This window comes from Bradyrhizobium sp. 87 (genome assembly GCF_023073015.1).
Taxonomy (GTDB): domain Bacteria; phylum Pseudomonadota; class Alphaproteobacteria; order Rhizobiales; family Xanthobacteraceae; genus Bradyrhizobium; species Bradyrhizobium canariense_D.
Genome location: NZ_JADPIQ010000140.1, coordinates 1 through 11,874, shown reverse-complemented (window position 1 = coordinate 11,874; position 11,874 = coordinate 1). Strand labels below are relative to the sequence as shown.

The window sequence follows — 11,874 nt, the reverse complement described above, 5'->3', positions numbered from 1 at the left end:
GTCTAGGCGGCGGCCGGACACGTCGCCTGTCCCGTGCGCCCGACCGCGAGCACCGCGCCGCGACCCGGATCGCCGAGGGGGCGGCGTTCCGCGCCGTCGACCGTCACGGCCGCCTCGGCGGGCGGCTGTCCGGCAACGCCGTCGCGCTGATCGTCCAGCGCCGCGCTGGCGCCGCCGGGCTCGACGCGGCGGCCTATGCGGGCCACTCCATGCGGGCGGGGTTCGCGACCTCGGCCGCCCATGCCGGGGTTGGCGAGATCCGGATCGCTCACCAGACCCGTCACGCCTCGCTCAGCACCCTGCGCCGGTACGTCCGTGAGGGGGCCCTGTTCGCCGACAATCTCGCTGTCGAGATCGGATTGTAGCGCTTCCAGGGCTCTCGTCTGGGACGCCCAGGAGTCCAAAGCGTAAGGCCCGACAAGGAGTTGCGGCTCGGTTATTGAAACGGTTATATTTTCCGCCATATCCTTCCAAGGGCGCGACGTGCTGCCGGATGGAGAGGGCCTTATGGACGTGGAAGAAGACCAGTCGCGCCAGATGGCGATCATCGAGCCCCTGCTGCTCGGCATCCACGACGCCTTGTACGAGGCGGTCGCCACCTACAACGGTGACGGGTACTCGGATGCGGTTCGTGCGCAGCACAGTGATCGCGCTGCCGCGTGCTGCATCTACGACCACGCCGAACGAGCGCTGATGGACCGCTTCGACGGCACGCCTGGGGTGAACTTCCTGGATCGCCGGGGGCTTCACCTGCTCAACTACCGGGATCAGGCGCTGATCCGGGTCAAGAAGGTGAACGGGTTAGGCCAACACGCTAACTACCAGACCCTGCAACAGCAGGATTATGACGACGAGATGCCCCTCCTCGATCTGCCCGAGGCGGCCGTGCGTCTGTATGCGGGCTACCAAATGGATGCCGCCGGGGCCGCGATCGAGCGGGTGATGATTGTCAGGCAGATCGGCAAGGACGTGATCTGGACGGCGCAGGTCACCGCTACGGAAGCCCAGGCTGCGTGGGTGGACATCACGCCGGAGCGGATCCCTGACACTGGTCGGACCGACTTTGAGGCGGCGCGTGCGAGACGAGGACGCTAAGTGACCGACGCGGTCTTCAACGCTGACATGCTGAGACTCGCGCGTGAGGCGCGCGAGATGACCCAGGCTGATCTGGCGAGAGAGGCGTCTGTCACGCAGGCGCTCATCTCGAAGCTCGAACACGGCCTGATCGGCCAACCCTCCGACGAGGTGCTGGGCAACCTCGCGAAGGCACTCCGCTTCCCTACAGCCTTCTTCCATCAGCGCGAGCGCGCGATCGGGTTCCCCGCCTTTCACTACCGCAAGCGCACGAAGCTCGGCGCGAAGCCACTCGCGCGGATCGGTGCGGTCATCAACATCCGGCGTCAGCACGTGGCGAGGCTCTTGCGCTCCTACGACCTGGAAGTCGCCAAGCCGATCCCTCAGATCGACCTGGACGAGAGCGGCCTCACGCCAGAGAAGGTCGCCGAGCGGCTGCGCGCGTACTGGATGCTGCCGCGTGGGCCGGTCGCCTGCGTGGTTGATACGATTGAGCAGGCGGGCGGCATCGTCATCATGACGAGCTTCCACACCAAGCTTCTGGACGGCATCAGCTTCCGTTCGGAGGGCATGCCACCGCTCTTCTTCATGAACAAGGATGTTGCCGGGGACCGCTTCCGTTTCTCGCTCGCGCACGAGCTTGGACACATCGTTATGCACACCGTGCCTGACGACGATCAGAAGATGGAAGAGGAGGCGCACCGCTTCGCTGCGGCTTTCCTCATGCCTGCCTCGGATATCAAATCATATTTGATATCTCCTAAGATTACTGCTCTCGGTAGAGTGAAAGCGTACTGGAAGGTCTCTATAAAAAGCTTGATTAAAAGAACTTACGACCTAAAATTAATTACTGATTCTCAGTACAAAAACATGAATGTTCAGTATAATAAATCTTTCAACGAGGGTGAGCCATACGAAATACAGGTAGAAGAACCTTGGCGCCTTAGAGATATCATCAAGTATCACTGCAACGAGCTTGGATACAGCTTGTCTGACTTGGCGCGCCTTCTGGCTGCGAACGAAGCCGACGTTGAGCGCGCGTATCTCCCGCGCCAGGGCCTACGCCTCGTGGTTTCGAACTGAGTTTTGGGTCCCCTTCTACGTGACGAGGACGCGTGTCCAGTAGGCGTTGTCTCCGCCGCCCTCGACTACGAGAACCCCATGGGTGAGGATATTCACGACGCTGCCACAGCGCTTGCCACGGCATATGCGAACGGCGATGTCTACCGTGCATCGGGCATGGTCCAGCGGGAACATAATGTCTCTGTACAAAAAACTACAAGATGTCCGCAGCGAGGAAGACGTCAAAGATGTTTACATTCAGGCGTTAGGCTTGAAGAAATATACCAAAGGGCTAATTGATATTCGTACGAAGGAAATGTGGTTCGAGGCTAAACATCACGGCAAGGACTCAAGTTATAAGATGTTCACCCAGCTTCTGCATTATGTGCAGGATGGGTTGAATAAAGGGGACGAGTTACCACCGTTCCTGGCAGTAATGGATACTGAGAAGGCGGCTCTGATGAAGACCGCTGATGTTATTCCATTTTTGAAAAAGAAGACGATAAAATGGGGCAAGTCGGCTACTAAATTCCCGAAGGAGGCGCTCGACCAAGTATCCGCGTTCATTGGAACAAGGATGGTCTCGTTCAGGATAGCGACGCACGAAGATGAATTCATCAGTACTGTAAAAGCCGCTCTGACAAAGGGCGATATTATCCGCATTTCGATCACGCCAGATAATTTGAAGCAAGTTTTCGATAAATGGGTCGAGATGATCGGTCGGGAAATCGGCGGTGCTCCGGTAGATAAATATGCCCTTCTCTTTTTCGCCGACATCATGCATGACGGAACCAAGGCGACTCATGAAAACTTGCCGGCCGAACTTCTCCATCAAGGAGAAGCGCCCGTATTTTCCCTCGACGGTAAACTTTATAAACTAGGTAATCGTGAGGGTTACCGTCAGTTCTGGTCAATTTATCACCGCCCACCAGATGAGGAGTATCGCAATTACTTATTAGAGCGTCGCGACTCCCTAATCCCGCTAGACGAGCGTAGCTTCAAGGGCGCTTTCTATACTCCACTCCACGTGGTTGATAAAGCCTACGATAAGTTAGCCGACGTTCTTGGGAAGAACTGGCAGAAGAACTACATAGTTTGGGACATGTGCTGCGGCGTTGGGAACTTGGAAACCAAGCATTCCAACCCGCGAAACGTTTTTATGAGTACATTAGATCAAGCTGACGTCGATGTTATGAAAGCTACTAGAACCTGCGTTTCCGCCACTCGGTTTCAATATGATTATCTCAATGATGACATTACGGCTGATGGCAGAATTGACTATAGCCTCACCAACAAAGTGCCGCCCGCTCTGCGGCAGGCAATCGCCGAAGGTCGAAAGATCCTGATACTTATCAATCCGCCATATGCAGAAGCTGCAAACATAGATAACATCACAAGTTCTCGTGGGAAAAATTCAGAGAGCAAAAAAAGCGTTTCAAAGACGCAGATTGCTAAAACGATCAGTGATTTTGGATACGCTTCGCGCGAACTATTCGTGCAATTTCTAGTGCGGATCGCCAAAGAGATACCAAACGCTACCTTGGCTATGTTCAGTACCTTGAAATATGTAAATGCTCCAAATTTTGAGCCATTCAGGTCGTTTTGGAATGCATCTTATCTCGGCGGTTTCTTGGTGCCTAGCAAAGCATTCGATGGTCTAAATGGGAATTTCCCTATTGGCTTCCTTATTTGGGAAACCGATAATTCCGCAAAAAAGAAGACACCAATTACAAACATAGTTGCGGAGGTTCTTAATAAAAAAGGCGAAGCAATTGGCGAAAAGCAATTCTATAATCTACCAAGTGAGCGATTTCTGAGCAATTGGATTAAGCGGGCAAGGTCTAATAAGGATGACGCCCTGCCCTTGAAAGGCGCGCTCGTGCCAACGACTAGTATTAAAGATGTGCGTGGCACTAAATGGGCAGACGGAGCGATCGGCGGAATGATTGCGCCCGGTGGTGATGTTCAACACGCAAATCTTACCGCCTTGCTATCATCAGGGTACTGTAGCGCAGGCGGTTTTTTCGTCACCAAGGAAAATCTCTGGAAATCGGCAGTTGTGTTTGCGGTACGGCGTCTAGTTAAGCCGTCGTGGCTCAATGATCGGGATCAGTTCTTACAGCCTGATGAGCCTCTTACTGAAGAATTTAAGATGGACTGCTTAGTCTGGATGTTGTTCAGCACACAAAATCTGACGGCTGGCGCGAACGGATTGGAGTGGAATGGTCGCCAATGGAGTCTGGTCAATCACTTTATTCCGTTCACCGAGGCTGAAGTTAATGCACCTGACCGATTTGAATCAGATTTTATGGTTCAATACCTACATAAAAAGAAGTTTTCGGTTGAGGCTTCCGCAGTCTTACGAGCAGGTAAAATCCTTTGGCAAACGTATTTCTCCATCACCGATGTATATAGCGTTCGTCAAAGCCTCAAACTCAATCGCCCCGATGTTGGATGGTATCAGATCCGATCCGCTCTTGGTCGACGCGAGGAACAGAAAGACAAAATCGAAACCGAATTTGCTGTCTTTGACTCAACCTACGAGACGCTGACATCGAAGCTAGCACCGATGATTTATGATCTTGGCTTCCTAAAAACTTAGCGTGCAGCAGCGGCTCATGCTGGTAAGCAAGCAGGCGAGATCTCGGGACACGAGGCGGAGAGAGAACGTTCGTCTCCGCGCTGTCAATCTGCATAGGTATGGGCGCTTAGCGTACGTTTTCGAACATCCTCTGCGATGACCCCGAGTTGGCGTAGACGAAATACCAAAGGTCCAAACCGGGTGAACGACGACGCCTTCACAGATGAGCTGAGATCGGCCCTGGAGGCCCTGATCTCGGAAGCCCGTGCAGCAGGCCCAGGGCGGGTTGTGACCGCGGCCGAGCGCGCTGCGATAATCTGGGTCACGGACCGCCAGGAAGCCCCCGAGGCCGCCCGCCGCGATCTGCCGGTACCAGAGACCGCACGCCGCTTGCAGTAGGATCCCGGCCGCCCTGGCTCCTGTGGTGGGCGACGCGATCTCTCGTTCATGACGGACACCCGTACCCACGACGATCTACGAACTTACAGCCTCCCAGATCCGGACTGGTGCACAACTGCGGTTCAGCCGGCGAGCCGACGCCACCATGGGCGTGCTTTCCAGGCTTCCAGCTCGGCGCGGGCCTGGGCGGTCTCCGCTTCGGCTCTCTTCTCCAAAGCACTCAACTCTACCCGTGATTGAGCCGCTGCGGCATCGGCCAATGCTAATCGCGCTTGCAGCTCGCGCTCGCGACCCCCGGCCTCCTCAACGACCTGGGCGAGTTGCCGAGCGAGAGCGGCGACCTCCCCGACTAAGTGATCGGATTTCTCAGTCTCGGCGCTCCTGTCAGCTACCGCCTGCGACAGAGCTTGCTGCGCCTCTGTGAGAGCCCGCTCGAGCCGTTCGATATGGGCGGTTAGGAAGGCAACGAAGGTCCTTTCGAGAGGGCCTTCGACAGGAGGCTCAGCATCGATTTCGCTTTCATCGAGAGGGGTTTCGACACCTCTCTTGAGAGCCCGCTCAAACTCTTCGATAGGGATCTCTATCCGGGTCCTACCGTCGTTACCGGGGAGCCTACGCCAGCCCTGTCGGCGCACGAGCTGCCGAGCTGAAGCCGGTTTCAGAGAGAATGCTTCCTCGATCTCCGCATACGTCATGATGCGGGACGAAACCCCCTTCGACACCTCGCTCATGACAGCCCCTCGGTCACTCGGAATGAGACGGACGAGAGGGTGTGTCCATAACTCTTTCGAAAGGGTATCTGACCGCCCTTTCGAGACCCCCGTCGAGGGAGGGCTTACCGTAGCCGTGTTGACTGCCTGTGTCGGTACGGGGATGGTGGGCGAATGCCGGACTCGTGCCGGTTCGAGGAGATAACCGCCACGACGGCAACGTAGAAAAAGCAACGGCCCCTCAGGCGCCAACCTGAGAGGCCGTGGACCGATCTCATAGAGACCGGCGGGGGATCAAACACCTCCCGACAGTCTCACGAGCACCCTTAGGGGTCAAGACGGGACGCCAATCCCGTCAACGGTCTTGCTCGTTCTGTGGAAGGGTGTCGCCCGCTAAGGCGATGCTCGCTGCTGTGCCGTGGCCCGCAAGGGCTGGGACATGTTCGCTGAAGAACTTAGGCGCGCCGTCGAGGTTGCGCCCCGGGGCGCGCTGCCCGAGGTGGCGGCGCTGCTGTGGCGCGCCTTCGGGGCGGGCCAGGTGAGTGAGGCCGAGGCCGAGGCGCTGTCGGCGCTGATCGAGGGGCGGACGGTCATCCCGGCCGCGCCCGTGCCGCCGCGAAGGCCTGCTAGCTCCCGGCCGCGGAGCGACGCCCCGCCGGGCCGACCGTCCATCTTCCCCCCGAAACGCCATCAGCGCTCGCCGGATCGCGCTCGGTCACTAGAGCGACGGCGGACCTTGGCTGCCTCTGGTCCAATGCCCCCGGCGCTCGCGGCCCGGCACACGACTGGCGAACTCGCCGCGTTACGGATCATCGCCGACGAGGTGCGGGCGCGCGGCGCATGTGAACTGTGCGTGTCGGCCATCGCGGCGCGAGCCGGGGTGTCGGCCTCGACGGCACGCAACGCGATCCGGACGGCTGCCCGTTCCGGGCTTCTCCACGTCGAGGAGCGCCGCCTTCTCGGCCGGCGCAATGATCCCAACCGCATCACCATCGTGGATGCCGCTTGGCGGGCTTGGATCGCGAAGGGCGGCCGTACCGGGGGGGGTGCCTTCAAAAAACTCGAGCCCACGGACAGAGGATCTCAGAAAGCGCAATCTTGGAGCGGTCAGCGGCCAGCGGAAACGTCGCAAAGAGCTGCCGGGAGGCAGGGTCGGGCGAGGGCAAGGCCACCTTCCGATTCCGGACCGGGTCCGTCACGGCGAGTGCCATCCATGCGGTAGGCTCATGCACCCGATCGTCATTCCGAACGGCCCGCTGCGCACTCAGTAGCCGTCGAGCACGGCGTACTCGCCACGCGGGCCGAACCGCGGCGCGCTCAGGTCGATGCGGACGCACAGGCGCGTGCGCCTGTCATCGGACTGGCAGTTCGTCAGCACCACGCGGCCTGCGCGGCGTTGCCAGTCCTCGGCCCGCGCCTGGAGCGTCGGCAATGCGACGCGCAGGCGCTCGACTTCGGCGGCGAGGCGGGCGCGTTCCGCCTGACCCCAGAAGGTAGACGCGGCGACGCCGGCAAACTGTGCGCCGGTGGCGCCCAGCACGACGAGGCTCAGAACTGCGGTGAGGCGAAGTGTCAGCCGAGCCGTTGCCTGTCGAACCCCGTGCGTCGCTGCGTCGATCTCACCGCGCGCGTCGTGCAGCGCGGCCACGACCTCGCTGCGCAGTCGGTCGGCCCCGAGCGCGGAGACCGTCGTGTCCAACGACGCGACGCGGTCGGACAGCGTTCCGAAGGCCGGCCCGAGGGCCGACACGTCGAGGGTGAGGGTACGAGGTTTTGCAGCCGCCATCTCGGCCGCCTGTGCGGCCTTGAGCGTCCCCTGCATGTCCTGCCCGAGTCGGTCCACGTCGCGGCGGACTGCCTTGAGCGTGTCGAGCAACTCAATGACGGGGTCGGTTGAGTTCGCGCCGTCCATTGTCGGCAGGGTCCTACGAGTGCTCCGTCTCGGTGGGCGGAACAGGATCCTGTCTCATGGAGAAGATGTGCAGGCGGCCGAGAAGGTCGGTGACCCTTCGGAGGTCCACATCCGGAAGACCGTCGTTGTCGATGATCGAGACCAGCTGCTTGGCATTGGCAGGGCTGTCGTAGGCCCATCGGATCACAACAGCGCCGACGACCTTCGCCTCCCGTTCATCCCTGGCTTGGATTTCTGCCTCCACACGTGCGGTCTCAGCGGCAAGCGCCGTCAGCCTCTGTTCCGGGGTGCGCTTGATGCGCTTCGGCTTGGTCTCGGTCGTGTCCATGTTCGAAGCTCGCTTTTTGAGAGTTGCATTCGAGGGGCGGGCAAAGCTAGGGTTGAGTCCCGAAGGGCGCGGTTACGTCTCGGACTGCGTCCGACACCCGCGGTCCTCAGGGGCTGCGCCCCGCCGGACGGCTTCCCCCCAGTCCGGCGCTTAGGCGCCGGACGTCAGGGTTCCTCACCCTGAAACCGAGCCAGCGTCGGGCCGCTGGACCACGTATGTGCGCACAGGGCGCGGTGACGGGATGGCGCTGTACCGCTTCGAGCTGAAGGTGATCGGCCGCTCCGGCGGGCGTTCGGCCGTCGCCGCAGCCGCCTATCGCTCCGGCACCCGGATGGTCTGCGCCCGCCGCGGCCAAGTCTTCGACTACAGGCGGCGCAAGGGCGTCTCGTCGCGCGAACTCCTCGCTCCCCCAAGCGCACCGGCATGGGCTCGCACGGATCGCCAGAAGCTCTGGCAGATGGTGGAGGCGAGCGAACGCCGGGTCGACAGTAGGCTCGCGAAAGAGGCCGTACTCTCGTTGCCGCGCGAGCTGAGCGTCGAGGATCGCGTCCGGCTGGTCCGCGCGTTCGTCGAGCGGGAGATTGTCGCGCTCGGTCTTGTCGCGGACATCGCGCACCACGACGGACGGACGGGAAAAGACGATCCGGACGGCGGCAATCCGCACGCTCACGTGCTGATCTCGACTCGTCGCGTCGGTCCCGATGGGTTCGAAGGCAAGGAAAAAGCTCTCGACGCTCGAGACACCCTGTTGCATCTCCGTGAAGCGTGGGCTTCGCATCTGAACGAAGCGCTCGAGCGTGCCGGAGCGCCGACGCGGGTCAGCCACCTCTCGCTCGCGGCACAATGCGAGGACGCCAAGGCTGAGGCTGCCGATGCGCGCGCCAGCGGTGACACGGAGAAGGCGGACGAAGCCGACGCAGCGGTTTTCGTGCTTGATCGGAAGCCGGAGCCGAAGCTCGGGCGGGGACACCACCTCCGAACCCGCGCTGGCATTCAGACCGACCAAGGCGAGGCCGTAGACGCGCTCCGGATTGAGCGTGCCCGCCGACAAACGCTGACCGCGACCCTGCGCACGCTGCTCCGAAAGGCCGCGCAGTTTCGGTTGCAACTCGGCGACCGCCTGCGTCAAAGCTTGAGCGAAGGTGCCATGGCCTCGCTGCGGGATACCAACCTCGCGGTGTCGGTGGGTCGCTTGGCACGCGGCGAAGGGGAGCGCCTGACTCCCGATGAGCGCATCAAGGCACAGGAACGACAGCGCGCGTTGAGGCACGAACAAGCTGAGCGGCGCTTGGCTTTGGGAGATGGTGAGCAGGCCTCGGCACGTGAGCGCGACCTGCGTCGAGAGGAGATTGAGCGCCATCGTATCGAACAGGAGTTACTGAGGGTCCGCGCCGTGATGCGGCGAGATCGTGGACGTGGGATCGGCCGCTGAGCGGCCGATCCACGGGCCGGCGCGCTAGTCCCTGCCCCACCCATCGTTCCGAACCGGCTTGCGGGACTTGGGCTTGCGCTTCTGTTCGGCCTTCGGGGTGAGGTTCGGCGGCACCGGAGCCGGAGCCGGCTGAGGAACGACGGGAGCGGGCTTGGCCTCCGCGTCTTTCTTGGCGCGCGCGTCGATGATGAGATCGCCGATGGTACGGTCGAAATTCGGCCCGTCATCGACGTTCGGTGGGACCTTGCACCGACAGGTCAGACACCGGTCAACGCGCACCCGGATCCGCTCAAACGCGCGTTCGTCCTCGGGCGTGATTTCCTTGTTGTCACGCTTGAGGAGCCGCACGCGGTCCCAGGTATCGATCTCGAAATCCTCGATCTCGCATTCCCAGAGTTCGATCCGCACGTCTTCCGGAACGGGGACGCCCGCAACGTACGTCGCGGTACTCAGAAGAAGGGCATTCTCCTTGCGGCACTCCCATGAAAGGTGACCGGCTCTCCTGACCTGTACGAGATATCGACAATCATGAGGGCGCAGCGGGTTTGAAGCTTCCGGCGCAGCGGAGGCATTCTGATCTTTGCGGTCTTCGTTCTGATTGGAGTTGGACATGTGAGGCCCCGGCATTTCCAGTTGCGAGGCCGTCTATGAATATCGCTCTTTGCCGAAAGTACAGAGCGGAGACCATTGGATAAGTGGGCCGGACCGGCAGACAGTATCTTGAAAAAGCTGAGAAATACTGCTACAAGGAGCAAGAACGACATCATAAAGACGGGAGAGACCCGTCACATGTGGAGGGGCATTCGCCACCCCAGTGAAGTCGATGGACTTCACTGGCCACATGTGAATACATTCTTAAAAGTAACCTAATGGAATTTGGCGGCTCGCCAAAGCCCGAATTGGCGGCAATTCACAGTTTCGTGAAGGAGCTGCCTAGGGTGTGGGCAGCCGCGGGGTGGCGTCTTCTGGGCTGTGATAATGACGCTTATCGGAGGTCAAGACGGAGTCGGTCATGGTGGCGCTGTTGGAGCAGATGCTCCGGGACGTGCGCCGGGAGATCGCCGCGATCGAGATGCGCTCGGCCGCGCGGACTGCTGGGCTCCTCGCCCTAATCCGGGATGGGGCCGACACCGCCGAGCAGGACCGGCTGATGTCGGAGGACATGCGCACCCTGGACGGCCTGCGTCAGGAACAGCGGGTGCTGAAGGAGGCCCTGGAACGCCCCGACCTCCCGGCGAGCGCCCAGGATCTGCTCGATCTCGCCGACGCGAAACTACGCCTTGTCCTTGAGGCCCGACTCCAGCTCCAGGACCTGAGGGGTCAGGGATGACCGTCGCGCCCGTCCCGGCCTCATCGCTCCTCGATGACGCGCTCGCGGACGCAGATCGGGAGATCGCCGAGACTGAGCGGCGGCGCGAACGGCAAGTTCACCTCCTCCACGGCCTCGACCCCGGCACGAAGGCGCGGACCTGCGCCGAGCGCCTCCTGTGCGAGATCGACTGGACCCTCTCAATCAACCACACGCACCGAACGCTCATCCAGAACCTGCTGGCGACCGAAACCTCCAACGACGTGGGTTCCCCGTGACCACCCTTCCTACCCCTGTCGCAGAGACCGCAATCGGCCCCGCGCTCGACTTGGAAGCGGTCGCCGCCCGCGCCGCCGGACTCGCTCGGCAGGCGCGCGCCGCTAACACGCTCCGCGCCTACGAGGCCGACTGGCGGGAATTCGCGGGGTGGTGCGCCGCCCGCGGCCTCGAACCGCTGCCCGCCGCCCCGGCCGTGGTCGGGCTCTACCTCGCCGACTGCGCCGACCGGCTGTCGCTCGCGACCCTCGCCCGGCGGGTGAGCAGCCTCGCCGCCCGGCACCGCCGGGCCGGGCTCGGCCTCGACGTGCGCCACCCGGCCGTGGCCGACGTGCTGGCGGGCCTCCGGCGCGAGCGCGGCTCCGCCCAGCGCCGCGCCGAGGCCCTGACCGTGCCGCGCCTGAAGCAGGTGCTCGCCGGGCTCGGCGACGGCCTCGCCGACCGGCGCGACCGCGCCCTGCTCCTGGTCGGCACCGCCGCCGCGTTGCGGCGCTCCGAGCTGGCCGCCCTCGACGTGGCCGACATCGCCGTCCTGCCCGAGGGCCTGCGGGTCACGATCCGGCGCAGCAAGACCGACGCCGAGGGTCGCGGCGCGGTGCTCGCGGTCGGGCGCACGGGACAGGCGACGTGTCCGGCCGCCGCCTACACGGCGTGGCTTGCCGCGACCGGGATCGCCGAGGGGGCGGCGTTCCGCGCCGTCGACCGTCACGGCCGCCTCGTCGGGCGGCTGTCCGGCAACGCCGTCGCGCTGATCGTCCAGCGCCGCGCTGGCGCCGCCGGGCTCGACGCGG

Annotated in this window: 11 protein-coding genes and 1 pseudogene; 8 read left to right on the top strand and 4 right to left on the bottom strand. The window is 61.9% G+C overall.

Going from position 1 to position 11,874, the window contains the following annotated elements; all coding sequences use genetic code 11:
• The 4 genes and pseudogenes from IVB50_RS37785 to IVB50_RS37770 form a co-directional block, all read left to right on the top strand.
• Positions 1-365 (top strand): annotated as a pseudogene (locus IVB50_RS37785) (integrase); the annotation flags it as partial.
• Between the two features lie 142 nt (positions 366-507).
• Positions 508-1,095 (top strand): hypothetical protein, encoded by a 588-nt coding sequence (locus IVB50_RS37780; protein WP_247299914.1) that lies wholly within the window; start codon positions 508-510, stop codon positions 1,093-1,095.
• Positions 1,096-2,157: an XRE family transcriptional regulator gene (locus tag IVB50_RS37775; protein ID WP_247299911.1), complete on the top strand. Its 1,062-nt coding sequence runs from the start codon at positions 1,096-1,098 to the stop codon at positions 2,155-2,157.
• Between the two features lie 175 nt (positions 2,158-2,332).
• Positions 2,333-4,738, top strand: coding sequence for a hypothetical protein (locus IVB50_RS37770; RefSeq protein ID WP_247299909.1), 2,406 nt, complete (start codon positions 2,333-2,335; stop codon positions 4,736-4,738).
• Positions 4,739-5,238: 500 nt separating this feature from the next.
• Here IVB50_RS37770 and IVB50_RS37765 read toward each other — a convergent pair whose 3' ends face one another.
• The 3 genes from IVB50_RS37765 to IVB50_RS37755 form a co-directional block, all read right to left on the bottom strand.
• Entirely contained in the window at positions 5,239-5,847 is a 609-nt protein-coding gene (locus IVB50_RS37765) for a hypothetical protein (protein ID WP_247299906.1), read from the bottom strand.
• A gap of 1,243 nt (positions 5,848-7,090) precedes the next feature.
• Positions 7,091-7,738, bottom strand: a complete 648-nt coding sequence (locus IVB50_RS37760) for a hypothetical protein (RefSeq protein ID WP_247299902.1) — start codon at positions 7,736-7,738, stop codon at positions 7,091-7,093.
• A 13-nt stretch (positions 7,739-7,751) separates the two neighbouring features.
• Positions 7,752-8,066 carry a hypothetical protein gene (locus IVB50_RS37755; RefSeq protein WP_247299899.1) on the bottom strand — a complete coding sequence of 105 codons (315 nt, stop codon included), beginning with the start codon at positions 8,064-8,066 and terminating at the stop codon, positions 7,752-7,754.
• 241 nt (positions 8,067-8,307) lie between these two features.
• On the opposite strand from IVB50_RS37755, the gene mobQ reads away from it, so the two are divergent.
• The gene (mobQ, locus tag IVB50_RS37750; protein WP_247299895.1) at positions 8,308-9,498 is read left to right on the top strand and encodes a MobQ family relaxase; all 1,191 of its coding nucleotides are present in this window, start codon (positions 8,308-8,310) and stop codon (positions 9,496-9,498) included.
• A gap of 24 nt (positions 9,499-9,522) precedes the next feature.
• Here mobQ and IVB50_RS37745 read toward each other — a convergent pair whose 3' ends face one another.
• The gene (locus tag IVB50_RS37745; protein WP_247299893.1) at positions 9,523-10,110 is read right to left on the bottom strand and encodes a hypothetical protein; all 588 of its coding nucleotides are present in this window, start codon (positions 10,108-10,110) and stop codon (positions 9,523-9,525) included.
• Between the two features lie 400 nt (positions 10,111-10,510).
• On the opposite strand from IVB50_RS37745, the gene IVB50_RS37740 reads away from it, so the two are divergent.
• The 3 genes from IVB50_RS37740 to IVB50_RS37730 form a co-directional block, all read left to right on the top strand.
• The gene (locus tag IVB50_RS37740) at positions 10,511-10,828 is read left to right on the top strand and encodes a hypothetical protein (RefSeq protein ID WP_247299892.1); all 318 of its coding nucleotides are present in this window, start codon (positions 10,511-10,513) and stop codon (positions 10,826-10,828) included.
• Positions 10,825-11,085 (top strand): hypothetical protein, encoded by a 261-nt coding sequence (locus IVB50_RS37735; protein WP_247299890.1) that lies wholly within the window; start codon positions 10,825-10,827, stop codon positions 11,083-11,085. Before IVB50_RS37740 ends, IVB50_RS37735 begins: the two co-directional genes overlap by 4 nt.
• Positions 11,082-11,874 (top strand): hypothetical protein (locus IVB50_RS37730; protein WP_247299887.1); only part of this gene is annotated, 793 nt, incomplete at its 3' end. The genes IVB50_RS37735 and IVB50_RS37730, both read left to right, overlap by 4 nt.